Raw genomic sequence first — 24529 nt, forward strand, 5'->3', positions numbered from 1 at the left:
TATGACATCGATTGTATTTATGGGAACACCTCAATTTTCTGTGCCGATTTTGCAGATGCTCCATGCAGAAGGTTATGACATTAAAGCAGTTGTGACACAACCAGATCGTCCTGTTGGTCGTAAACGTGTGTTAACACCACCACCTGTAAAAGCAGCAGCAATTGAGTTAGGTTTACCGGTTATTCAACCAGAAAAATTACGTGGTTCAGAAGAATTACAACAGATTATTGACTTAGGTGCAGACTTAGTTGTAACAGCTGCATTTGGCCAAATTTTACCGAAAGCATTGCTTGATGCACCGAAGCTTGGTTGTATTAATGTTCATGCCTCATTACTACCGAAATATCGTGGTGGCGCACCCATTCACCAAGCTGTATTAGATGGTGAACAAGAAACAGGCGTAACGATTATGTATATGGCTGAAAAGTTAGATGCAGGTGATATCATTTCACAAAAAGCAATTCCAATTCACGATACGCATACAACGGAGCAATTATTCGATAAATTAAGTATGGTTGGGCGCGACTTATTAAAAGAAACATTACCAGCGATTATTGCAGGTACGAATGAACGCATTGTGCAAGATGAATCACAAGTGACGTTTGCTTCAAATATTTCACGTGAACAAGAGCGCATCGATTGGACAAAATCAGCGCGTACGATTTTCAACCAAGTACGCGGATTAAACTCATGGCCGGTTGCTTATACAACATTAAATGGTGAGAATGTGAAAATTTGGGCAACAAAGCCTTCAGATCAAACAACAAATGAAAAACCAGGTACGGTTATTTCAAAATCGAAAAAATTCTTCACTGTGGCAACCGGTGAAGGACAAGCGATTGATATTTTAGAATTACAACCAGCAGGAAAAAAAGCGATGCCAGCAGTCAATTATTTAAATGGTGTAGGGTCGAAATTGGAGATTGGGGATCACTTTGAATGAGTAAAGCAAAAACAGAAAAAAAGCGTGCACGTCAAGCAGCCAACGGAAATAAAGGCGCACAAGCAAAAAAAGGTAAGTCAGCTATTTGGAATGGCAATGTACGTGATGCAGCGTTAACAATTTTACTCGCTGTTGATCAAAGTCAAGCCTATAGTAACCTTTTGTTACACCAAACAATTGAAAAATATAAAATTGATGCAAAAGATCGCGGTCTTTTAACCGAGCTAACTTACGGTACATTACAATATAAAATGACACTTGATTACTATCTTGAACCGTATGTTCGTGGTAAACTAGATGACTGGGTTCGTTGGTTATTACGTCTTTCTTTATACCAAATTGTGTATTTAGACAAAATTCCAGACCATGCGGCTGTAAATGAAGCGGTTGAGATTGCTAAACATCGTGCGAGACATCGCGGTGTCAGTGCAACAGTGAATGGTATTTTACGCTCTATTTTACGTGAAGGTGTACAAGATACGACAAAAATTGAAGATGTGACAACACGTATTTCAATCGAAACAAGCCACCCGGAATGGTTAGTTCGTCGTTATATCGATGCATTCGGTGTAGAAAAGACCGAAGACTTATTAATCGAAAACAACTTCCCACCATTACAAACTGTACGTGTCAATGCAACAAAAGCAGACACGACAAAAGGTCTTGAAACATTATGGGAAGAAAAATATGCCGTGCGCCGTAGTCAAACCATTCCAGAATGTTTACACATTGTAGAAGGACAACCGGCAAAATCACAAGCATTTAAAGATGGTGTCATTACAATCCAAGATGAGAGTTCGATGATTCCAGCATATGCACTAGATGTCGAACCCGGCATGCGTGTATATGATATGTGTTCAGCTCCTGGTGGGAAAACAACGCATATTGCAGAGAAGATGAATAACGAAGGTGAACTTATTGCGACGGATTTACATCAGCATAAGATGAAGTTAATTCAGCAAAATGCAGATCGTCTTGGTTTATCAATCATTCAAACGCAAGTAATGGATGGACGAAAATCGACCGAAGCTTTTGAAAAAGAGTCGTTTGATCGTATTTTAGTCGATGCGCCATGTAGTGGTTTAGGCGTTATTCGTCGCAAACCAGATATTAAATATACAAAAAGTGAAGCGGATTTTGCTTCATTACATGCGATTCAACTTGATTTGTTAGAATCAGCATATGAACTATTAAAAGTGGGCGGTAAGATGGTCTATAGTACATGTACAATAGATAAACTAGAGAACAATGGAACGGTAGAAGCTTTCTTAGAGAAGCATCCAGATCTTGTACTTGCGCCGGTAGTAAATGCACCAGAAGCCTTAACGGAATTACGTGAAACAGGTATGATGCAAGTATTCCCACAAGATTTTAATAGCGATGGATTTTTTGTAGCAGCCTTTGAGAAAAAAGCATAAATGAAGTGCTGAACAGGTTATAATACCTCTAAGCCAAAACGTTAGGAGATTCCAACAGTGGAACAAGAAAATTTAAAACCAGTAACAGAAACAAAACGTGTAAAAAAAGAAAAACCAGTCTTACGTGAATCGATTTACTCTCTTTTACCAGAGCAATTAGAAGACTGGTTAAAAGCCAATGGTGAAAAAGCATTCCGTGCGAAACAAATCTATGATTGGTTGTATGTAAAGCGTGTCGGTACGTTTGAAGAGATGTCGAATTTATCAAAAGGTCTACGTGATAAATTAACTGCAAACTTTGAATTAAGTACGTTAACGACATTAGTTAAGCAAGAATCAACAGATGGTACGATTAAATTCCTATTCCAATTACAAGATGGTTATTCAATTGAGACGGTATTAATGCGCCATAATTACGGAAATTCAATTTGTGTAACAACACAAGTAGGTTGTCGTATTGGATGTACATTCTGTGCGTCAACATTAGGTGGACTAAAACGTCATCTATTAGCTGGTGAAATTATCGAACAAGTTGTTAAAGTACAACGTCAATTAGACGAAGTAGATGAACGCGTATCAAGTATCGTTATTATGGGTATTGGTGAACCGTTTGATAACTACGATAATATGATGCAGTTCCTACGTGTTATTAACCATAAGCAATCATTAAATATTGGTGCGCGTCACATCACTGTATCAACTTCAGGAATCGTACCAAAAATTTATGAATTTGCAGATGAAGAATTACAAATTAATTTTGCAGTTTCATTGCACGCACCAAACCAAGAAGCACGTCAAAAATTAATGCCAATCGCAAAAGCTTATAAATTAGATGAACTGATTAAAGCTGTCAAATATTACACGCAAAAAACAGGTCGTCGTGTAAGTTTTGAGTATGGTTTAATGTCCGAACAAAACGATTCAGTTGAAATCGCGAATGAATTAGCAGATTTAATCCAAGATGTAAAATGCCATGTGAACTTAATTCCAATTAACTACGTGCCAGAACGCGATTATATCCGTACATCGCGTAATCGCATTTTTGCTTTTGAAAAGGCATTAAAAGATCGTGGAATTAATGTAACAATTCGTCGTGAACAAGGTTCAGACATTGCCGCTGCTTGTGGTCAATTACGTGCACAAGAACGTACAGAAGAAACTGCACACTAAATGAGGTGAAAGTTGTGAGGTATACCGTTGAAAGTGATATCGGGCAAAGAAGGTCAGTCAATGAAGATCGCGCAACTGTCATTTCCCGCAGCAATAATCAAATCCACCTAGCCATCGTAGCAGATGGAATGGGTGGACATAATGCTGGGGATGTTGCCAGTACATTAACTGTAGAAGGTTTTAAAGAAAGATTTGAACAAGTCGATGACGAGGAATTTTCAACCGCAGCAAATCGTAAAGATTGGCTCTTTGAAACAGTTGTTGATTTGAACCGTCACGTATATCAATATGCGATGACACATGAAAATTGTACAGGTATGGGAACGACGCTAATTGCTGCTGTAATTGTAGGAAATGAAGCGTCTATTTGTCATGTTGGCGATAGTCGTGCCTATCATATTGATGACGAAACGATTGAAATGATTACGCGAGATCACTCGTATGTGAATATTTTAGTCGATAGTGGTGAAATTAGTGAAGAAGAAGCTGAAACGCATCCGAAAAAAAACTATATTATTAAATCATTAGGAACAGAAGATGTAATTGAACCTGATTTTTATGAATATACATTTAAGCCAAATGAATATTTACTCATTTGTTCAGATGGCTTAACGAATAAAGTAAATCAGCAAGCATTACATAAAGTCATTACCTCTTGGCAATCAATCGACGAAAAAGGAAAAGAATTAGTGCAGCTGGCAAACGATCATGGTGGTGAAGATAATATTACTGTTATCCTTGCACAGCCTCTAGGAGATGGAGGTGCCGAAGTTGCTGATAGGTAAGAGAATTAATGGTCGCTATAAACTTCTAGAAGTAATTGGTGGCGGCGGTATGTCGAATGTGTATTTAGCACACGATATGATTTTAAATCGAGATGTAGCAATTAAGATTCTACATAATAACTTTAGTAATGAAGAAGAAGCACATCGACGTTTTCAACGTGAAGCATTATCTGCTACAAGCTTAAATCATCCAAATATTGTTAGTATTTATGATGTGGGTGAAGAAGAAGGTCTTCAATATATTGTGATGGAGTATGTTAAAGGAATGACATTGAAGCAATACATTACACAATATGCACCGTTAGAGCCAGCACGCAGCGTTGAAATTATGAAGCAATTGACGTCAGCAATTGCGATGGCACATCAAAATCAAATTATTCATCGTGATATTAAACCGCAAAATATTTTGATGGATGAAGAAGGTAATGTGAAAATTACTGACTTTGGTATTGCGATGGCATTAACTGCTACATCCTTTACAAAGACAAATTCAGTTTTAGGAACTGTACATTACTTATCACCTGAACAAGCACGTGGTGGTATTGCAACAAAGAAATCGGATATTTATTCACTTGGTATTGTATTGTATGAATTATTAACAGGTGAATTACCGTTCTCTGGTGAGTCAGCAGTATCGATTGCACTCAAACATCTACAGTCTGAAACACCGTCTGTACGAGCGATTGTACCGACGATTCCACAAAGTTTAGAGAATGTTGTTTTAAAAGCAACCGCTAAAGATGCACAACATCGCTATTTTACAGTGGAAAAGATGCACGAAGATTTAGAAACAGTTTTATCACCTGAGCGTATACACGAACCAAAATTCATGATTCCAGAAGATCATGATGCAACACGTGCGATGCCTGCGATTAAAGAACGTCCTATTCCACAAGAAGAAGATTTAGAAAAAACAATCGCTGTATCACCTGAACCAACGCAAGAAGTACCTCTGAAAAAGAAGAAAAAGAAAAAAGGTTTGTATGTTATATTAACTATTTTTGCTCTTATTGTTGCAATTGGACTCGTTTTATTCATGAATCCGAGTATTATAACAGGTAAAAATGTTGAAGTACCTGATGTTCACAATGCAACACTAGATGAAGCGATTGATTCACTACAAACTGCTGGTTTTACAATTGGCACACAAACAGCGCAAACCTCTGATATTGTCAAAGAGGGTGACATTGTCGGAACAGATCCAGAAGCAGGTTCAAAGCTTAAAAAGGGCACAGAGGTTAATTTAATCGTAAGTTCGGGCAAAGAAAAAGTAGCGATGCAAGATTATACAGGTAAAAATGTAGATCAAGTGAAAACATTACTAGAGAAAAAAGGCTTTAAACAAGTAACGATTAAAAAAGCATATTCAACAGAGGAATATGATGACGTTATTAAACATACACCTGCAGCAGGTAAAAAAATTGTACCAAGTGCAACAAATGTTGTTTTAACAATTAGTCAAGGTGAAAAACAAAATGTTGTATCGAATCTCATTGGATTTGATGAAGCGGCACTTAAAACCTATGCAAATTCATCAGGCTTTAATATTAAAATCACTGGTGAAGATTATTCAGAAAATCTAGAAGCTGGAAAAGTGATGTCGCAAAATATTGAAGCGGGTACGACGTTAAAAGTAGGTTCAACAATCAATGTAGTACTTTCGAAAGGTCAAAAAGAAAAACCAGTAAAACTTTACATGAAGAAACTCGATCTTGATTTTGACCCTGAAGAAGATGCGAACGGACAGGAAGCGAGTTATCAAGTTGTTCAAATCTATTTACAAGATCGTACACATAATGGAGATAAGGTAGCGCAAGAATTCCGTATTAAAGATGATATGGAAAAACGCATTACACTTGAAATTGAAGAAGGTAAAAATGCATCGTATAAAGTATTAATTGACGGTGAAGTTGAATATGAAGAAACAATTGAATATGATGATGTATAAAAAATAGGGAGGTGCTGTATGGCAACAGGCCAAATTCGAAAAGCACTTAGTGGTTTTTATTATGTGTATGATGATGGACAAGTCATTCAAACAAGAGGACGTGGTGTATTTCGTAAGCGTGGAATTACTCCTCTTGTTGGAGACTTCGTCACATACGAAGTAGAAGGTAACAATGACGGGGTAATTATGGAAATTGAAGAACGAAAAAATGAACTTGTACGACCGCCCATTTCGAATGTCGACCAAGCAATCCTTGTTTTTTCGGTTAAAGAACCTAATTTCAATACGATTTTATTAGATCGCTTTTTAGTTGTACTTGAGTCTTTCCACGTGCAACCCGTTATTCTTTTAACAAAGATGGATTTATTAGAAGAAGATGAAATAGCTGCAATTCAAAGTTATCAAAAACAATATGAGGCTATTGGTTATGATGTGATGACGACATTTAAAGATGATTCTTCATTATTGGATAAGATTACGCCTTTACTAGCAAATCGTACAACGGTTTTAGCAGGTCAGTCGGGGGTAGGAAAATCTACGTTATTAAATACACTTATGCCAGAGTTGGATTTAAAGACAGGGATTATCTCAGAACATCTAGGACGTGGTAAGCATACAACGCGTCATGTTGAGTTAATTGAAGTAGCTGGTGGGTTAGTTGCGGATACACCTGGATTTAGTTCATTCGATTTTGATACAATTGAGAAGGAAGAGTTAACAGGATGCTTCCCTGAGATTCAACGTACATCAGAAGCATGTAAGTTTAGAGGTTGTCTACACGTAAAAGAACCAAAATGTGCTGTAAAAGACGCAGTAGAATCTGGAGAAATTGAAGCAAGCCGTTATGAGCATTACCTTCAATTTTTACAAGAAATTATCGATAGAAAGCCGAGGTATTAAGGATGATTAAAATCGCCCCATCACTTTTAGCAGCAGACTTTGCGAAGTTAGGTGAAGAAGTAAGAGAAGTAGAAGCAGCAGGAGCAACATTATTACACATTGATGTAATGGACGGACATTTCGTACCGAATATTTCATTTGGTTCGCTTGTTATGGATGCAATCAAACCTTATACAAACTTACCATTAGATGTACATTTAATGATTGAGAACCCAGACCAATATATTGAGCAGTTCGCAAAAGCAGGAGCAGAATATATTACAGTACACGTAGAAGCTTGTCGTCATTTACACCGTACGATTCAATTAATTCGTTCATACGGCGTAAAGCCAGGCGTTGTTTTAAACCCACATACACCAATTGAGACAATTAAACATGTGTTAGAAGATATTGACCTTGTTTTATTGATGACTGTAAACCCAGGTTTTGGTGGTCAAAAGTTCATCGATTCAGTTGTTCCGAAAATTGCTGAATTATCATATATGATTAAACAACGTAATTTAGATGTAGAAATTGAAATTGATGGTGGAATCACTGCAGAAACAATTGTACCATGTGCAGAAGCGGGAGCAACAATCTTTGTAGCAGGTTCGGCTATTTTCGGTAAAGAAGACCGTCAAACAGCGCTACAATCAATTTTAAAAGCAGGAGAAGACGCAATCAAATGACCATTGTCTATGTTGTAGCGGGTGGTCCAACAGAGGAAATCGTTTTAGACGGTTTCCTTTTTGCGCATGAAGATATATTATACATCGGTGCAGACCATGGGGCCATCACTTTATTAGAAGCAGGAATTACGCCATACGCAGCAGTAGGGGATTTTGATTCGATGACGAAAGAAGAGTGGCTTACTGTAAAAGAGAGTGTTCAGGAGATAGAGGGTTTTCAAGCTGAAAAGAATGAAACAGATACTGAACTAGCCATCTTAAAAGCGTTAGAATTTTCACCAACATGTATTTACGTAACAGGTGTGACAGGTGGACGTTTAGATCATTATGAATCGAATCTACACACAGTATATCGTATGCAAAAACAATTTCCACAAACGCCGATTTATATTATGAATAAAACGAATCGTTTACAGTTTTTATTTGCAGGTACACATCAAATTACAAAAGATGCATCATATGATTATTTATCTTTCTATCCATTTGGAGAAGCAGTTGAAAAAATGACTTTACGTGGTGTAAAGTATGAAACGACAGATTTAGATATCCCGATTGGTTCAAGTCGTTTTACAAGTAACGAAATTTTAGCAGACTTTGCGACAGCAACGTTCACAAAAGGGACTTGTTTGATGATTCAAAGTAAAGATGCTTAAAAAGACCACAAAAAAGGAAGTCGCTCAGCAGAGTGACTTCCTTTTTTAAATAGAATTAAACGCGTTCTACTTTACCAGATTTTAAAGCACGAGCAGAAACCCATACTTTTTTCGGTTTACCATCAACTAAGATACGAACTTTTTGTAGGTTAGCACCCCAAGTACGTTTGCTAGAGTTCATAGCGTGAGAACGGTTGTTACCAGTACGCGCTTTACGTCCAGTAATTACACATTGTTTTGGCATATTATTTCCCTCCTATTATAAGAAGTTGAAAGTTCATGTTTCACTTCGATATTTCACATACTTTAATAATTTAACATACACGATATTACATTGCAACTGATTTTCGCAGCCTTTCAAGAAAAAAACCTTTACACCTAAAAAAAATTCAAAACTTCTTCCCTTTTCCAAGCAATATCCATTTTCTGTAGCATAAATTGTGACGAACGTCTTGTTTTTTTAGAAATTACTTTACGTTCTGTATGAATAAGCTTAATATATAGTATTTAGTGATGTATAATAGTCACTGTATGTCTAGAAGTTGTTGAATGATTGAAAAAAAGGGTACAATAACATTAATTAATTTTTAATTCAGGGGGCAAAATCATGTCAGTAGAATTACAAAATGAATTCGGTAACATCGAGATCTCAAATGACGTTGTGGCACAAATTGCAGGCGGCGCAGCAATCGAGTGTTATGGAATTGTAGGAATGGCTAGTAAACATCAAATACGTGATGGCTTAACAGATATCTTGCGTAAAGAGAATTTTGCTAGAGGTGTAGTTGTGCGTCAATCAGGAGAAGAACTACACGTAGATATGTATGTCATTGTTAGTTATGGAACAAAAATCTCTGAGGTCGCATATCAAGTGCAATCAAAAGTAAAATATACGCTCGATCAAACAATTGGTATGTCAGTAAGCTCAGTTAATATTTATGTGCAAGGTGTTCGTGTAGCGAACGTGTAAGAGGAGGAACTTATTCAAATGAAGTCATTAGACGGAATAAAATTTGCGGAAATGGTACAAATGGGCGCGCATCACTTATCTCAAAATGCAGACTATGTAGATGCACTAAACGTATTCCCAGTACCAGATGGTGATACAGGTACAAATATGAACCTATCGATGACATCTGGTGCAAAAGAAACAGCCGCAAAAGTAAATGCAAGTATTGGAAAAACTGCACAAGCATTATCAAAAGGCTTATTAATGGGCGCTCGTGGTAACTCTGGTGTGATTTTATCACAGCTTTTCCGTGGATTCGGTAAAGCAGTAGAACAAGAGGATGTGCTAGATGCAAAACAATTTGCACAGGCATTCCAACAGGGTGTAGATACGGCATATAAAGCTGTTATGAAGCCTGTAGAAGGTACAATTTTAACGGTAGCACGCTTAGCAGCCGAACAAGCAGTCAAATCTGCTGAACAAACAGATGATTTAATTCAGTTAATGGAAGAAATCGTTGTAGCTGCACAGGATGCTTTAAACCAAACACCAGAATTACTACCTGTTTTAAAAGAAGTAGGCGTAGTTGATAGTGGGGGTCAAGGTCTTCTATTCGTTTATGAAGGTTTTTTGGCAAGCTTAAAAGGTGAAGCGCTACCAGCTAAAACAGAAATGAAGTCAATGGACGACCTAATTAATGCAGAACATCATACAGTACAAGATTTCATGGATACATCTGAAATCGTTTATGGCTATTGCACTGAATTCATGGTTCGTTTTGAAGATGATAAAAAACCATTTGATGAAGCAAAATTCCGAGAAGATATGAGTCACTTCGGAGACTCTTTACTTGTGATTGCAGATGATGAAGTTGTGAAAATTCACATTCATTCTGAAACACCTGGTGAAGTCATTTCATATGGTCACCAATACGGTAGCCTTGTAAAAATTAAAGTAGATAACATGCGTTTACAACATACAGCGATTGTAGGCGAAGAACATAAAGCCGTTAAAAAAGTGCCTTATGCTGTTGTAACAGTAGCGATGGGTAAGGGAATTAAAGCTTTATTCGAAAGTATGGGTGCTTCTTATGTAATTGAAGGCGGACAAACGATGAACCCTTCAACGGAAGATATCGTAAAAGCAGTTCAAGAGATTGGTGCTGAAAAAGTATTAATCTTACCGAACAATAAAAATATTGTCATGGCAGCAGAACAAGCGGCGGAGCTATTAGAGATTGAAGCTGCTGTTGTGCCAACAAAAACAATTCCACAAGGATTAACAGCGTTACTATCATTTAATCCAGAAGCTTCTGTGGCAGATAACCAACAAACAATGTCTCAAGCAATGAAAGAAGTAAAAACAGGTCAAATCACATTTGCTGTACGTGATACATCAATTGACGGTGTGGAAATCCATAAAGATGACTTTATGGCTATGGAAGAAGGTAAGATTGTCAAAGCAACACCTTCTTTACAAGAGGCAGCACAACATATCATTGATACAATGGTAGATGAAGATGCTGAAATCGTTACAGTTATTCATGGTGAAGATGTAGATGAAGAACAACTAGAAGCAGTTGTTTCATACATTGAAGAAAATTATGGAGATGTTGAAGTGGAAGTACATGATGGAAAACAACCACTTTATCCATTTATTTTCTCAGTAGAATAAAATGAACGAAATCAGAGGGGGAATCGTGCAATTGTGCGATTCCTCCTTTGAATTCTTTATTCGGCGCAAAAATAAGTTATATTTAAAAATTAAAAATTGTGACTGAATAATCTGAAAAAGTAAAAAAACTGCACATAATAGCGAAAACTATAGAAAAAAACGGATTTTTAATATCGGGTTTGTCTAAATTGTTTGGGTTTTAAGTGCATATGTTGTAATATGAGTAAGAGAATAGACATGTAAGGAGGAAAAATTATGAAGTTCACATCGGTTTTTGACGTAATCGGACCCGTTATGATTGGACCGTCCTCATCACACACAGCAGGAGCAGCTCGCATAGGACGTGTAGCAAGAGATTTATTTGGCAAACAGCCAACATGGGCAAAAATCCATCTTTATGGATCATTTGCTGAAACATACAAAGGACATGGAACAGATGTTGCGATTATTGGTGGTTTGCTTGACTATGATACATATGATGAGCGCATTAAAACATCATTTGAAGAAGCTGAGCGCTTAGGTTTAACGTTTGAATTTATTCCTGAAACAGGCAGTGTGGAACATCCCAATACAGCACGCATCGAAATTGGTGATGGTGAAAAAGAAATGAGTATGGTCGGTGTATCTATTGGTGGCGGTTCGATTGAGATTGCTGAACTGAATGGTTTCCCATTACGCATGTCAGGCGGGATGGCTGCAATTTTAGTTGTACATGAAGACCGAGCAGGTACAGTAGCAAATGTTGCAGTATGTTTAGCAAAATATGCGATTAATATTGGACATATGGAAGTATCTCGTAAAGAGCGTGGCAATATGGCTTTAATGGTCATTGAAGTAGACCAAAATGTATCACCAGAAATATTAGCTGAAATTGAACTATTACCAAACATCACAAAAGTGACGAGAATTAAAAATTAGGAGGCGTTCATAATGGAAGTACTATTTCGTAATGTGCGTGATTTAGTTGAGCGCGCAGAAAAAGAAAATAAATTGATTTCTGAAATTATGATCGAGCAAGAAATAATTGTCTCAGAACGTACACGTGAAGAAATCATGGAACAAATGAGCCGTAATTTAGAAGTTATGGAAGCTGCAGTTGAACGGGGACTAAAAGGTGTTCAATCTGTAACAGGCTTAACAGGAAATGATGCAGTCTTAATTCAAAATTACATGAAGACAGGTAAAGCACTTTCAGGTGATTTTTTATTAGATGCAGTGAGTAAAGCGGTTGCAACAAATGAAGTAAATGCAGCAATGGGAACAATTTGTGCAACACCAACAGCAGGATCAGCTGGTGTTGTACCAGGTACACTTTTTGCGGTAAAAAATAAATTAAACCCAACACGTGAAGAAATGATTCGCTTCTTATTTACTGCAGGAGCATTCGGTCAAGTGGTTGCCAATAATGCCATGATTTCAGGTGCAGCAGGTGGTTGTCAGGCTGAAGTAGGTTCAGCGGCAGCGATGGCAGCAGCAGCAATTACGGAAATGGCTGGCGGTACACCACAACAAAGTGCACACGCATTTTCAATTTCTTTAAAAAATATGCTTGGTCTTGTTTGCGACCCAGTAGCAGGTTTAGTTGAAGTACCATGTGTTAAACGTAATGCGATGGGGGCAGCGAATGCGATGGTCGCAGCCGATATGGCTTTAGCAGGTGTTGAAAGTCGAATTCCAACAGATGAAGTCATTGATGCGATGTATAAAATCGGTCAAACGATGCCTGTCGCTTTACGTGAAACAGCACAGGGCGGATTAGCAGCGACACCAACAGGTAAATGGTTAGAAAAACGTATTTTTGGAACAGCAACAGCGAGTCGTGGCTAACGAATTAACACAACCAGTTACTGAATTGAATGGTGTCGGAAAGGCAGTAGCTGAACAACTAGAACAAATGAATGTTCATACGATTGAAGATTTGATTTGGACATTCCCTTATCGTCATGAAGATTTTCGATTAAAAGACCTAGCAGAAACACCGCATAATGAACGTGTGACAGTAGAGGGGCGTATTGAAAGCGTCCCAACTGTCTTATTTTTAGGTCATAAAAAATCGCGGCTACAAGTACAAATGTTAGCAGGGCGACATTTAATTAAGGTCGTATTTTTCAATCAAGGTTATTTGAAAAACAAATTAGAGCCAGGTATGATGGTCACTGTAACGGGAAAATGGGACCGAGGTCGCCAAGTGATTAATGGTACAAAGATTACATTCGGTACAAAAGATGAACAAGCTGATTTTGAACCCGTTTATAGCGTAAAGGGCAAATTATCGCAAACGAAATTTAGACATTTCATGCGACAGGCACTCGACCAATATGGCTGTTATATAGAAGAAACACTACCTATTGAATTATTAGAACAGTATCGTTTACAAACAATTCAACAAGCACTCGAAGGTATTCACTTTCCAAAACAACTCCAAGATACAAAACAAGCGAGACGACGTTTTGTTTACGAGGAATTACTTCATTTTCAATTGAAAATCCAAGCACTTCGTAAAACGCGTAAAGAAGACGAAAAAGGTATTGCTATTGCGTATGATGTAGAAAAATTACGTGATTTTTTTGATGCACTACCATATGAATTAACAGGCGCACAAAAACGCGTTGTTAATGAGATTTGTACCGACTTACGTGCACCTCATCGAATGAATCGTTTACTTCAAGGTGATGTTGGTTCGGGTAAAACAGTCGTAGCAGCAGCCATGCTCTATGCCGCTGTTACAGCAGGTTTCCAGGGTGCATTAATGGCTCCAACTGAAATTTTGGCAGAACAGCATGCAGAGAATTTAGCGGTGTGGCTGGAACCTTTCGGTGTAAGACTGGCATTATTGACAGGCTCTACTAAGGCGAAAGCGCGTCGTGAGATTTTAAGTCGTTTAGAAAATGGAGAAATTGACATTCTTATGGGAACGCATGCGTTAATTCAACCAACTGTTATTTTTAATCGTCTCGGCTTAGTCATTACAGATGAGCAACATCGTTTTGGTGTGGAACAGCGTCGCATTTTAAAAGAGAAGGGTGACAATCCCGATGTTCTCTTTATGACAGCAACACCAATTCCACGTACATTATCGATTACTGCTTTTGGCGAGATGGATGTATCGATTATTGATGAATTGCCAGCAGGTCGAAAACAAATTGAGACCAATTGGGTGAAGCATGAACAATTTAATCAAGTCCTACAAAAGATGGCACATGAATTACGAGCGGGAAGACAAGCATATGTCATCTGTCCCTTAATCGAAGAATCAGATAAGCTTGATGTGCAAAATGCGATGGATGTCTATCAACAACTTGCAACGGTATTCCATGGACAATACAAAGTAGGGCTCATGCATGGGCGTTTGAAATCAGAAGAAAAAGATGCTGTTATGCGTGAGTTTAGTGAAGGAAAACTTAATGTATTAGTTTCTACAACCGTTGTCGAAGTTGGTGTGAATGTTCCAAACGCAACATTTATGGTCATTTACGATGCTGAACGGTTTGGTTTAGCACAACTCCATCAGTTGCGAGGACGTGTAGGGCGTGGAGAACATCAATCCTATTGTATTTTACTTGCTGATCCAAAAAGCGAAGAGGGTAAAGAACGTATGATTTCCATGGTTGAAGTGACAGATGGTTTTAGATTAGCTGAAAAAGATTTGGAACTGCGTGGACCAGGGGATTTCTTCGGACGTAAACAAAGTGGTTTACCAGAATTCAAAGTAGCAGACTTGGTACATGACTATCGTGCGCTTGAAACGGCAAGACAAGACGCAGCAAACTTTGTAGCTTCTGAAGCTTTTTGGCAAGAAGAAGCTTATGCACCATTACGTCGAGTGATTGAATCATCTGGTATTTTAGAAGGCGAACGAATTGATTAAGCGAGAGAATGTTAGGTGTTTAAAAAACAACACTTGCATTCTCTTTTTTATATTTATATACTGATATTAGTACCAAGTGCTAAAATAAGGGGCGGAAAAAACAATGAAGTATTCAAAAAAAGAGCGACAAAAATTGTTGAAGCAAACCATTGAAGATAATCCATTCGTTACGGATGATCAATTGGCGAGTAAATTTAACGTCAGTGTCCAGACAATTCGTTTGGACCGTATGGAATTATCCATCCCAGAGCTACGCGAACGGATTAAAGATGTAGCAGCACATAATTTTGAAAATGAAGTCAAGACATTGCCGATTGATGAAGTCATTGGTGAGATTATTGATATTGATTTAGATGACCGAGCGATTTCGATTTTTGATGTAAAGGAAGAACATGTTTTTCAACGAAATGGTATTGCGAGAGGACATCATCTTTTTGCGCAAGCCAACTCACTAGCAGTTGCGGTCATTGACGATGATTTAGCCTTAACGGTAAAATCAGACTTAACGTACACAAAACCTGTACACGCTGGAAACCGTGTTGTAGCAAAAGCAGTTGTTACGAAGCAGGATGCAGATACGAACCGTACGTATGTAACTGTGACATCAACAGTTGAAGGAAAAACGGTATTTATCGGGAATTTTGAAATGTTCCGTACGAAAGGTAAGGGTGGAAACGAATGAAAATAGCAGTTGATGCAATGGGTGGCGACCATGCACCAAAGGAAATCGTTGAAGGTGTGTTTCAGGCAGTAGAAGATTTTAAAGATGTAGAGTTCTTACTATATGGTGACGAAGTGAAAATGGCACCTTATTTAAAACAACATGAACGCGTAAAAGTCATCCATTGTTCAGAAGTAATTGAAGGAACAGATGAACCAGTACGTGCAGTTCGTCGTAAAAAAGATGCATCGATGGTGCGTATGGCACAAGCTGTAGCAGATGGCGAAGCAGATGCGTGTGTATCAGCAGGTAATACAGGTGCATTAATGGCAGCAGGATTATTCATTATCCACCGTATTGATGGCATTGACCGTCCGGCACTAGCAACGACACTACCAACTTTAGATGGTGCAGGTTTTGATATGCTCGACTTAGGTGCAAATGCCGATGCTAAACCAGAAAACATTTTACAATATGCCATTATGGGGAGTATTTATGCGAAACAAGTACGCGGTATTGAACAACCAACAGTTGGTCTATTAAATATCGGTACAGAAGATAAAAAAGGGAACGACTTAACAAAACAAGCGTTCAAATTATTAAAAGAACAAAATGACATCAACTTTATCGGCAATGTGGAAGCACGTGAATTATTAAACCACGCAGCAGATGTCGTTGTAACAGATGGCTTCACGGGCAACATGGTATTAAAAACAATCGAAGGTGTTGCAGGAAATATTTTTGCGATGTTAAAAGAAGAGTTTTTATCATCGACAAAAACAAAAGTAGCAGCTATGATGATGAAAAATAATTTAAAGAATTTAAAAACAAAGATGGACTACTCGGAATATGGTGGCGCACCATTATTCGGTTTAAAAGCACCTGTTATTAAAGCGCACGGTTCATCGAAAGCACAGGCCATCTACAGTGCGATTCGTCAAACGCATATTATGGTCGAACACCGCGTATGCCAAACAATTGACCAAACGATTTCAAAGGAGAATGCATAATGACAAAAGTAGCGTTTATTTTCCCAGGACAAGGTTCACAAACAGTTGGAATGGGTGCAGAATTAATCGAAGCGAATGCATCAAGTAAAGCGTTTTACACAGAAGCAGATCAATTATTAGGTTTTGACTTATCAAAATTAATGTTAGAAGGACCGCAAGAAGAATTAACATTAACATATCATGCGCAACCAGCCTTATTAACAACAGGTGTAATGGTTGCACAGCAATTAATGGATCATGGTGTCCATCCAGACTTCACAGCGGGACACAGTTTAGGTGAATACGCTGCACTTGTTGCTTCAGGCGTTATGCGTTTTGAAGATGCGGTTGTAGCCGTACATAAACGTGGTCTTTTTATGAATGATGCAGTTCCAGCAGGACAAGGTTCAATGGCAGCTGTACTTGGTTTAGATGCAGAAGCATTACAAACTGTAACAGATGCTGCTTCAGAAGAAGTGGGAGAAGTTGTACAATTAGCAAACTTAAACTGCCCAGGACAAATTGTTATCTCGGGTACAGCGAAAGCAGTAGAAGTAGCAAGTGAAAAAGCAAAAGAAGCAGGTGCGCGCCGTGTTTTACAATTAGTTGTGAGTGGACCATTCCATTCAGAATTAATGCGTCCAGCAGCTTCGAAATTACAAGAGATGTTAGCTGACATTCAGATGAATGATGCGAAAGCACCTGTTATCGCAAATGTAACAGCAAAAGCAGTAACGGATGCTACAGAAATTCGTTCACTATTAGTCGAACAACTATACTCACCTGTTCGTTGGGAAGAAACAGTACGTCAACTCGTAGCAGAAGGTGTGGATACATTCATTGAATGTGGTCCAGGTAAAGTATTAAGTGGATTAGTGAAAAAAGTAGATCGTAAATTAACAACATACTGTGTATTTGATGAAGCATCATTACAACAAGTTGTAGAAGCAGCGAAGGAGTGGAATACAAGTGAAGTTTAATGGACAAGCAGCAATCGTAACAGGGGCATCGCGTGGAATCGGACGCGAAATCGCACTTAAATTAGCAGAAGAAGGCGCTAAAGTAGTTGTAAACTATAGCGGTTCAAAAGAAAAAGCAGAAGCAGTAGCAGCAGAAATTATTGCAAAAGGTGGCGAAGCAATCGTACACCAAGCAAATGTTGCCAATGCGGATGAAGTAAAAGGTTTAGTTGATGCTACAATGGCTGCTTTTGGCTCTGTAGATATTTTAGTGAATAACGCTGGTATTACACGTGATAACCTGATTATGCGTATGAAAGAAGAAGATTGGGATGCAGTAATTGATACGAACTTAAAATCAGTATTCTTATGTACAAAAGCAGTAAGTCGTCAAATGATGAAACAACGCTCAGGTAGTATTGTAAACGTTGCATCTATCGTAGGTGTGGCTGGTAATGCAGGTCAAGCGAACTATGTAGCATCTAAAGCAGGTGTAATTGGTTTAACTAAAACAACTGCAAAAGAATTTGCAGCGCGTCATATTCGTGTAAATGCAGTAGCGCCTGGATTCATCGAAACAGAAATGACAGATGTACTACCAGAAGATGTAAAAGGAACAATGTTAACACAAATTCCACTTGCAAAATTAGGGCAAGCAAAAGAAATTGCAAATGTTGTTGCCTTCCTTGCATCAGATGAAGCAAGCTATATGACAGGTCAAACTTTACATGTCGATGGCGGTATGGTAATGTAACTTTTGCATTAAATGCACGAAAAAATATATTCAAAATCAAGAGAGTAAGGTATACTACAAAAAGTGGTCATACCAGTTGTGATGAATATGCAAATTTATTGAGGGGAGGTGAGTATTTTGGCTACAGTACTTGAACGCGTAACAAAAGTTGTCGTTGACCGTCTTGGTGTTGACGAAAGCGAAGTAACATTAGAAGCTTCTTTCAAAGAGGACCTAGGTGCAGACTCACTAGATGTTGTTGAACTAGTAATGGAACTTGAAGAAGAATTCGATATGCAAATCGACGATGAGGATGCTGAAAAAATTTCTACAGTTGGATCAGCAGTAAGCTTCATCGAAAGCAAAATTGGCTAATTCGATTTTACATACTTTAGAAGTATGTATACTTATCATAAAGTCCCCGTTTCTGAACGGGGGCTTTTTTTATGCAGATTGCTAAATAATTTTGCACTATTGAGCATAAACGAGTAAAATTGACTATGTACGTAAAGCTAAAAAATAAGAGGTTGATAAAATGAGAATAGAAGAATTATCTCAGAAAAACAGTGCGATTTCTGAGCATGCGAAAAAGAAGTTTGAAGAATTACAAAAGAATTTAAAAATCAGCTTTCACAATAAAAACCTACTATATAATGCTTTCACACATTCATCTTACGTAAACGAACATCGACGTAAAGGATTTGAAGATAATGAAAGATTAGAGTTTTTAGGAGATGCTGTATTAGAGCTAACTGTTTCTAAGTTTTTATTCCTAATGTTTCCTAAGATGACAGAGGGTGAACTAACGAAATTGCGTGCTGCGATTGTCTGTGAGCCATCATTAGTAACTTTTGCAAATGAGTTATCCTTTGGTCATTATGTCCTTTTAGGAAAAGGTGAGGAACTGACAGGTGGTCGTGAACGTCCGGCATTATTAGCCGATTGTTTTGAGGCATTCATTGGTGCACTTTATTTAGACCAAGGTTTAGAAACAGTTGTTGCATTTTTGGAAAAAGTTGTTTTCCCAAAAGTTGAGCTCGGCACATTTTCTCATGTTGTAGATTTTAAAAGTCAGCTACAAGAAATGATTCAACAAGCGAATTCGGGTGTGTTGACTTATGAGATTATTAAAGAGCAAGGACCAGCCCATAATCGTACATTCATTTCACGTGTTACATTAAACGGTGAGACGCTTGGAGAGGGTAATGGTAAATCGAAGAAGGAAGCTGAACAAAAAGCCGCACAAACAGCGATGCGCGCGCTAAAAGAGCAGTTCCCAAAAGGGTAGGTGAATTACGGTGTATCTTAAACGATTAGAAGTGATTGGATTTAAGTCATTTGCTGAACGAATTGGGATTGATTTTGTACCAGGTGTGACGGCGGTAGTTGGTCCGAATGGTAGTGGGAAAAGTAATGTAACCGATGCAATTCGTTGGGTATTAGGTGAACAATCAGCTAAATCACTTCGTGGTGCCAAGATGGAAGACATCATCTTCGCAGGAAGTGAATCGCGAAAAGCACTGAATTTTGCAGAAGTTACATTAATCCTTGATAACGAAGACGAGCGTCTACCAATTTCGTATAACGAAGTTAGTGTAACGCGTCGTGTTTATCGTTCAGGCGAAAGTGAATATTTATTAAATAAGCAAACTTGCCGTTTAAAAGACATTACGGATTTATTTTTAGATTCTGGTTTAGGTAAAGAAGCTTTCTCGATTATTTCACAAGGTCGCGTCGATGAAATTTTAAATAGTAAACCTGATGATCGTCGCGCTATTTTTGAAGAGGCTGCAGGTGTTTTAAAGTATAAAAAACGCCGCAAAAAAGCAGAGCATAAATTGTTTGAAACAGATGATAACTTGAATCGCGTACTTGATATTCTACATGAATTAGATGAGCGAATTGAACCACTTCAATTACAAGCTTCAACTGCTAAAGACTACTTAGAGATGAAGGACACACTCCGCCAATTTGATATTGGTGTATTAATTCATGATATTGAACAAATCGATCACACCGTTGCGAAGTTATTACAAGACCAACATCAGTGGAATACGTCGCAACAAGAAAAACTTGTCGAAATTCAAAAGTTGGAGCAGCATATTGCGTCAATGAAAGACGAGTTACTTCAAGTTGGTCAAAAACTAGATGCAGATCAAAAAACAGTTGTAGAAGTAAGTGAAAACTACGCACGACTACAGGGCGAACAAAATCTATTTGCAGAAAAGCAAAAAAATGCTTCTGCACAATTAAGTAAGCTAAAAGAATCTTTAAAACAAGCACAGTCTAAAAGAGATCAGTGGCAGAAGTCGCTTATTGAAAAAGAGCATGCTTTAAAAGAGGCGCAAAATCATGTACACAAGTTACGAAAACATGTGAAACAATTAGAAACGGATTTAAACCGCTCAACAGATGAATTAGATGCAGAAATTGAAGATCAAAAAAGTACATATATCGAACGTTTAAATGAACAAGCGGCAACGAATAATGAACTGAAAAGTATCGAGCAACAAATTCAACAGCAGCGTCAGTCCGATGAAAAAATCACATCAAAATCAAGTGAATTAACCGCTGAGTTGCAACAAGCACAAGCAACGTTAGCAGAAGTAGAGCCGAAGTTAGATGCAATTCGATTAGAAATTGCAGAGCATTTAAAAGACTATGAAGCGACACAAGCCGAATTACAAAAAGCGAATACCCAATTAGCTGAAAAGCAAAAAATGCTTTATGAAGGTTATAATCACGTACAACAATTGCGTTCAAGACGCGATACATTAGCTGAACTAGAGGCTGATTTTGCAGGGTTTTATCAAGGCGTTAAAGCGGTATTAAAGGCGCGTGAACAAAACCAATTACAAGGTGTACAAGGTGCAGTTGCTGAATTGATTCACGCAAAAGGAGCTTATACACAAGCGATTGAAACAGCGCTTGGGGCAGCGATGCAGCATATTGTAACGGCAACCGATGAAGATGCAAAAAGGGCCATTCGTTATTTAAAACAAGTGCGTGCAGGACGTGCGACATTCTTACCGATGAATATTATGAAATCGCGTAAGCTATCAAAAGCAGCGCTACAACCAATCCTTGATCACCCTTCATTTATTCAAACAGCTGATGAACTTGTTCAAGTTGATGAACGTTATCGTAGTATTGCAGAAAACTTATTAGGGCATATTCTAGTTGTAAAAGACTTAGATGGTGCAACGCAAATTGCGAAGTTTTTACAATATCGCTATCGTGTTGTGACATTAGATGGTGATGTTGTGAACGCGGGTGGTTCGATGTCTGGTGGCGGTGCGAATAAGCAACAAAATACCGTATTCAGTCGTAAAGCAGAACTGGAAACATTACAAGCAAATTTAGTCGAGATGGAAGCAACCATTCAGCAAGCTGAAAAGGTTGTGGCTGAATGGCAACAAAAAGCACAATCTGCTGCAACACTACTTGACGTACAACGTGATCATGGTGAGCAATTACGTGTTCAAGAGAATGAATTAGAAGCTACGTATCAGGCGACTGTGACGCAAGAGAAGATGTTACAACAAAGCCTATCGATTTATGGTTCTGAACAACAAGATACAACGTCACGCCATGCGATGCTTGTAACAAAGCAAGAAGCTTTAGTACAACAACTTGATCAAACAGCGAAAGAAATTCAGCACTTAGAACAAGAAATTGAGCGTTTGAACGAATTGAAAGTTCAAATGAAAACAGCGCGTGATACATTATTAAATGAATTAGCGAATCAGCGTGAAGACCATGCACAAGCAATGGGTAAATTCGAAAGTATTCAAACTTCTACAGAAGAAACAAGAAGTTACTTTAATGAAGCAGCCGAAGAAGTATCTAAAATTCGACGTGAAATCGAATTTGTTACAAAAGGTGATGCAACTACGGGGCTTTCTGAAGAACAGTTCGAACAAGAGATTGCAAAACAATTAAAACGTAAGCAACAACTCGAAACAGCGATTGAACAATCCGTTGAAAAACGTGCTAGCTTACAGCAACGCGTTGATGAAGAAACGACTACATTAAAAGAGATGCAGCGAATTCACCAACAATTTGTCAATGAACAAAACCAAGTGAAAATTCAACTTGGAAAACTAGAAGTAAAGCGCGCAAACGCTGTTGAACAATTACAGCAAAACTATGATTTAACGTTTGAAGAAGCGCAACTAGAACCGGCATTAGAAGTGGATTTAGAAGTAGCGAAACGTAAAGTAAATATGCTATCTCAATCCATTAAGGAGCTAGGAGATGTCAATATTTCTGCGATTGAAGAATACGAGGCTGTTGCAGAGCGTTATGAATTTTTAACATCACAGCGTAATGATTTACTCGAAGCGAAAGACACATTGTATGAAGCAATTCGTGAGATGGATGAAGAGATGACGACACGCTTTGGAACAACATTTAAACAAATTCGCATGCACTTCCAGGAAGTGTTCAAAGAATTATTTGGCGGGGGAAAAGCAGATTTAATTTTGCTAGAACCAGATCAATTATTAACATCAGGTATTGAGATTGTTGCACAACCACCAGGGAAAAAACTGCAAAATCTAGGTTTACTTTCAGGTGGCGAACGTGCATTAACAGCTATCGCTTTATTATTTGCCATCTTGCGCACACGCCCAGTTCCATTCTGTATTTTAGATGAAGTAGAGGCAGCGTTAGATGAAGCGAATGTATCGCGCTACAGTCAATATTTGAAAAAATTCAGTGAAGATACACAATTCATTGTGATTACACATAAAAAGGTAACAATGGAAGGCGCGGATGTCTTATATGGTATCACGATGCAAGAACAAGGTGTATCTAAATTAGTATCCGTTAAGTTAGAACAAGAAACAGTGTCCTAAAGGAGCGAATAAAACATGAGCTTTTTAAAGCGTATGAAAGAAAAATTGATGGGTGGACCATCAAAAGAAGAAGTGAAAGAATCAGAACAACAGGTAGAAGAAGTTGTTGAAATAGAAGAACCGGCTAAAGCGGAATTACCTGTTGTAGAAGAAGTAAAAGAGCAGGAAGTCGTTGAAGAAACGACAAAACCTGTTGAAGAAACAACAAAACCTGTTGAAGAAGAAACGGTTGAAACTGTACAAGAAGAAAAACAAGAAGTTGCCATTGTTGAAGAAGTAAAAGACGAACCAGAGGCAGAAAAAGAATCAAAAGGTTGGTTCCGTTCAGCTTTCTCAATTACTGAAAAGTTCAAATCAGGATTAACGAAAACACGCGACTCATTTACATCAAAAGTAAATGACTTAGTTGCACGTTATCGTACGGTAGACGAAGATTTCTTTGAAGAATTAGAAGAAGTACTTTTACAAGCCGACGTTGGTTTTGAAACAGTTATGGAATTAACAGAAATTCTACGCTATGAAGTACAGAAGAAAAATATCAAATCAACAGATGGAATCCAAGCATTAATCTCTGAAAAATTAGTAGAGATTTATGAAAAAGCTGGAGACGACCATATTGAATTGAATTTACAACCAAAGGGCGAATTAACGGTGATTCTATTCGTAGGTGTAAATGGTGTTGGTAAAACAACGACAATCGGTAAATTAGCACACCGTTTAAAATCAGAAGGACGTTCAGTTATGTTAGCTGCTGGTGATACATTCCGTGCAGGTGCAATCGACCAATTACAAGTATGGGGCGATCGTGTCGGTGTTGAAGTGATTAAGCAATCGGAAGGTTCAGACCCAGCGGCTGTTATGTACGATGCTGTACATGCAGCGAAGAACCGCGGTGTGGACGTATTAATTTGCGATACAGCAGGTCGTCTACAAAATAAAGTAAACTTAATGAAGGAGCTTGAAAAAGTACATCGCGTCATCTCACGTGAAGTGCCAAATGCACCGCATGAAGTGTTATTAGCACTTGATGCAACAACAGGACAAAATGCATTAATTCAAGCGCAAACTTTTAAAGAAGCAACGAATGTTACAGGAATTGTCTTAACAAAATTAGATGGTACAGCTAAAGGTGGTATCGTAATTGCTATTCGTAATAAACTGCATATTCCAGTAAAATTCGTAGGACTTGGTGAGAAGATGGACGATTTACAACCATTTGACCCAGAGCGCTATGTGTATGGCTTATTTGCAGATGCATTAGATGAGCAATTAAAAGAAGAAGAATAGGCTTCTCTTTGAATCCTAAGGTCTTGAGAATCTACGGATTTTCAAGACCTCTTTTTATGTCTTTT

At 38.1% G+C, this 24529-nt stretch carries 22 protein-coding genes; 21 read left to right on the forward strand and 1 reads right to left on the reverse strand.

Features of this window, described 5'->3' with window-relative positions; all coding sequences use genetic code 11:
- Window position 1: 1 nt before the first annotated feature.
- From fmt to KGI01_RS01775, 8 genes are read left to right on the forward strand one after another with little or no spacing between them, the layout of a single operon-like run.
- Complete coding sequence (gene fmt, locus KGI01_RS01740; RefSeq protein WP_141272752.1) at window positions 2-943, forward strand: methionyl-tRNA formyltransferase; 942 nt, start codon at window positions 2-4, stop codon at window positions 941-943.
- Entirely contained in the window at window positions 940-2361 is a 1422-nt protein-coding gene (gene rsmB, locus KGI01_RS01745; RefSeq protein WP_141272754.1) for a 16S rRNA (cytosine(967)-C(5))-methyltransferase RsmB, read from the forward strand. The genes fmt and rsmB overlap by 4 nt, the downstream gene beginning before the upstream one ends.
- Window positions 2362-2418: 57 nt before the next feature.
- A complete protein-coding gene (gene rlmN, locus KGI01_RS01750; RefSeq protein WP_141272756.1) occupies window positions 2419-3531 on the forward strand; it encodes a dual-specificity RNA methyltransferase RlmN in 1113 nt (370 codons plus the stop codon).
- Window positions 3532-3545: 14 nt separating this feature from the next.
- A complete protein-coding gene (locus KGI01_RS01755) occupies window positions 3546-4316 on the forward strand; it encodes a Stp1/IreP family PP2C-type Ser/Thr phosphatase (protein ID WP_141272759.1) in 771 nt (256 codons plus the stop codon).
- Window positions 4303-6264 carry a Stk1 family PASTA domain-containing Ser/Thr kinase gene (gene pknB / locus KGI01_RS01760; RefSeq protein ID WP_141272761.1) on the forward strand — a complete coding sequence of 654 codons (1962 nt, stop codon included), beginning with the start codon at window positions 4303-4305 and terminating at the stop codon, window positions 6262-6264. Before KGI01_RS01755 ends, pknB begins: the two co-directional genes overlap by 14 nt.
- Window positions 6265-6282: 18 nt before the next feature.
- Entirely contained in the window at window positions 6283-7164 is an 882-nt protein-coding gene (rsgA, locus tag KGI01_RS01765; RefSeq protein ID WP_141272763.1) for a ribosome small subunit-dependent GTPase A, read from the forward strand.
- Between the two features lie 2 nt (window positions 7165-7166).
- A complete protein-coding gene (rpe, locus tag KGI01_RS01770) occupies window positions 7167-7832 on the forward strand; it encodes a ribulose-phosphate 3-epimerase (protein ID WP_068454988.1) in 666 nt (221 codons plus the stop codon).
- Window positions 7829-8485, forward strand: a complete 657-nt coding sequence (locus tag KGI01_RS01775) for a thiamine diphosphokinase (RefSeq protein WP_141272765.1) — start codon at window positions 7829-7831, stop codon at window positions 8483-8485. The genes rpe and KGI01_RS01775 overlap by 4 nt, the downstream gene beginning before the upstream one ends.
- A 55-nt stretch (window positions 8486-8540) precedes the next feature.
- On the opposite strand, the gene rpmB is transcribed toward KGI01_RS01775, so the two are convergent.
- Window positions 8541-8729: a 50S ribosomal protein L28 gene (gene rpmB, locus KGI01_RS01780; protein WP_068454984.1), complete on the reverse strand. Its 189-nt coding sequence runs from the start codon at window positions 8727-8729 to the stop codon at window positions 8541-8543.
- A gap of 363 nt (window positions 8730-9092) precedes the next feature.
- On the opposite strand from rpmB, the gene KGI01_RS01785 reads away from it, so the two are divergent.
- From KGI01_RS01785 to ftsY, 13 genes are all read left to right on the forward strand, one after another.
- Window positions 9093-9455: an Asp23/Gls24 family envelope stress response protein gene (locus KGI01_RS01785; protein ID WP_068454983.1), complete on the forward strand. Its 363-nt coding sequence runs from the start codon at window positions 9093-9095 to the stop codon at window positions 9453-9455.
- Between the two features lie 18 nt (window positions 9456-9473).
- Window positions 9474-11108 carry a DAK2 domain-containing protein gene (locus KGI01_RS01790; protein ID WP_141272767.1) on the forward strand — a complete coding sequence of 545 codons (1635 nt, stop codon included), beginning with the start codon at window positions 9474-9476 and terminating at the stop codon, window positions 11106-11108.
- A 255-nt stretch (window positions 11109-11363) separates the two neighbouring features.
- Complete coding sequence (sdaAB, locus tag KGI01_RS01795; protein ID WP_068454981.1) at window positions 11364-12026, forward strand: L-serine ammonia-lyase, iron-sulfur-dependent subunit beta; 663 nt, start codon at window positions 11364-11366, stop codon at window positions 12024-12026.
- Window positions 12027-12038: 12 nt separating this feature from the next.
- On the forward strand, window positions 12039-12935 hold the full coding sequence (gene sdaAA, locus KGI01_RS01800; protein WP_141272769.1) for an L-serine ammonia-lyase, iron-sulfur-dependent, subunit alpha: 897 nt from the start codon (window positions 12039-12041) through the stop codon (window positions 12933-12935).
- The gene (gene recG / locus KGI01_RS01805; RefSeq protein ID WP_141272771.1) at window positions 12928-14976 is read left to right on the forward strand and encodes an ATP-dependent DNA helicase RecG; all 2049 of its coding nucleotides are present in this window, start codon (window positions 12928-12930) and stop codon (window positions 14974-14976) included. Before sdaAA ends, recG begins: the two co-directional genes overlap by 8 nt.
- A gap of 103 nt (window positions 14977-15079) precedes the next feature.
- Window positions 15080-15658 carry a transcription factor FapR gene (fapR, locus tag KGI01_RS01810; RefSeq protein WP_068454973.1) on the forward strand — a complete coding sequence of 193 codons (579 nt, stop codon included), beginning with the start codon at window positions 15080-15082 and terminating at the stop codon, window positions 15656-15658.
- On the forward strand, window positions 15655-16647 hold the full coding sequence (gene plsX / locus KGI01_RS01815) for a phosphate acyltransferase PlsX (protein WP_141272773.1): 993 nt from the start codon (window positions 15655-15657) through the stop codon (window positions 16645-16647). Before fapR ends, plsX begins: the two co-directional genes overlap by 4 nt.
- The gene (gene fabD / locus KGI01_RS01820) at window positions 16647-17606 is read left to right on the forward strand and encodes an ACP S-malonyltransferase (RefSeq protein WP_141272775.1); all 960 of its coding nucleotides are present in this window, start codon (window positions 16647-16649) and stop codon (window positions 17604-17606) included. The genes plsX and fabD overlap by 1 nt, the downstream gene beginning before the upstream one ends.
- Window positions 17596-18339, forward strand: a complete 744-nt coding sequence (gene fabG, locus KGI01_RS01825) for a 3-oxoacyl-[acyl-carrier-protein] reductase (RefSeq protein ID WP_141272777.1) — start codon at window positions 17596-17598, stop codon at window positions 18337-18339. Before fabD ends, fabG begins: the two co-directional genes overlap by 11 nt.
- A 117-nt stretch (window positions 18340-18456) precedes the next feature.
- A complete protein-coding gene (gene acpP, locus KGI01_RS01830; protein ID WP_068454961.1) occupies window positions 18457-18693 on the forward strand; it encodes an acyl carrier protein in 237 nt (78 codons plus the stop codon).
- A 160-nt stretch (window positions 18694-18853) separates the two neighbouring features.
- A complete protein-coding gene (gene rnc / locus KGI01_RS01835; protein ID WP_068454959.1) occupies window positions 18854-19606 on the forward strand; it encodes a ribonuclease III in 753 nt (250 codons plus the stop codon).
- Window positions 19607-19616: 10 nt separating this feature from the next.
- Window positions 19617-23177: a chromosome segregation protein SMC gene (gene smc, locus KGI01_RS01840; RefSeq protein WP_141272779.1), complete on the forward strand. Its 3561-nt coding sequence runs from the start codon at window positions 19617-19619 to the stop codon at window positions 23175-23177.
- 15 nt (window positions 23178-23192) lie between these two features.
- Window positions 23193-24464 carry a signal recognition particle-docking protein FtsY gene (gene ftsY / locus KGI01_RS01845; protein ID WP_141272781.1) on the forward strand — a complete coding sequence of 424 codons (1272 nt, stop codon included), beginning with the start codon at window positions 23193-23195 and terminating at the stop codon, window positions 24462-24464.
- Window positions 24465-24529: the final 65 nt, after the last annotated feature.

The organism is Kurthia gibsonii, assembly GCF_006539985.1.
Lineage (GTDB): Bacteria > Bacillota > Bacilli > Bacillales_A > Planococcaceae > Kurthia > Kurthia gibsonii.

Excerpts from the sequence above, each read along its gene's own strand:
- fmt (WP_141272752.1), top strand. The coding sequence starts at position 2 with ATGACATCGATTGTATTTATGGGAACACCTCAATTTTCTGTGCCGATT.
- rsmB (WP_141272754.1), top strand. The coding sequence starts at position 940 with ATGAGTAAAGCAAAAACAGAAAAAAAGCGTGCACGTCAAGCAGCCAAC.
- rsgA (WP_141272763.1), top strand. The coding sequence starts at position 6,283 with ATGGCAACAGGCCAAATTCGAAAAGCACTTAGTGGTTTTTATTATGTG.
- rpe (WP_068454988.1), top strand. The coding sequence starts at position 7,167 with ATGATTAAAATCGCCCCATCACTTTTAGCAGCAGACTTTGCGAAGTTA.
- KGI01_RS01775 (WP_141272765.1), top strand. The coding sequence starts at position 7,829 with ATGACCATTGTCTATGTTGTAGCGGGTGGTCCAACAGAGGAAATCGTT.
- rpmB (WP_068454984.1), bottom strand. The coding sequence starts at position 8,729 with ATGCCAAAACAATGTGTAATTACTGGACGTAAAGCGCGTACTGGTAAC.
- KGI01_RS01785 (WP_068454983.1), top strand. The coding sequence starts at position 9,093 with ATGTCAGTAGAATTACAAAATGAATTCGGTAACATCGAGATCTCAAAT.
- KGI01_RS01790 (WP_141272767.1), top strand. The coding sequence starts at position 9,474 with ATGAAGTCATTAGACGGAATAAAATTTGCGGAAATGGTACAAATGGGC.
- sdaAB (WP_068454981.1), top strand. The coding sequence starts at position 11,364 with ATGAAGTTCACATCGGTTTTTGACGTAATCGGACCCGTTATGATTGGA.
- sdaAA (WP_141272769.1), top strand. The coding sequence starts at position 12,039 with ATGGAAGTACTATTTCGTAATGTGCGTGATTTAGTTGAGCGCGCAGAA.
- fapR (WP_068454973.1), top strand. The coding sequence starts at position 15,080 with ATGAAGTATTCAAAAAAAGAGCGACAAAAATTGTTGAAGCAAACCATT.
- plsX (WP_141272773.1), top strand. The coding sequence starts at position 15,655 with ATGAAAATAGCAGTTGATGCAATGGGTGGCGACCATGCACCAAAGGAA.
- fabD (WP_141272775.1), top strand. The coding sequence starts at position 16,647 with ATGACAAAAGTAGCGTTTATTTTCCCAGGACAAGGTTCACAAACAGTT.
- rnc (WP_068454959.1), top strand. The coding sequence starts at position 18,854 with ATGAGAATAGAAGAATTATCTCAGAAAAACAGTGCGATTTCTGAGCAT.
- ftsY (WP_141272781.1), top strand. The coding sequence starts at position 23,193 with ATGAGCTTTTTAAAGCGTATGAAAGAAAAATTGATGGGTGGACCATCA.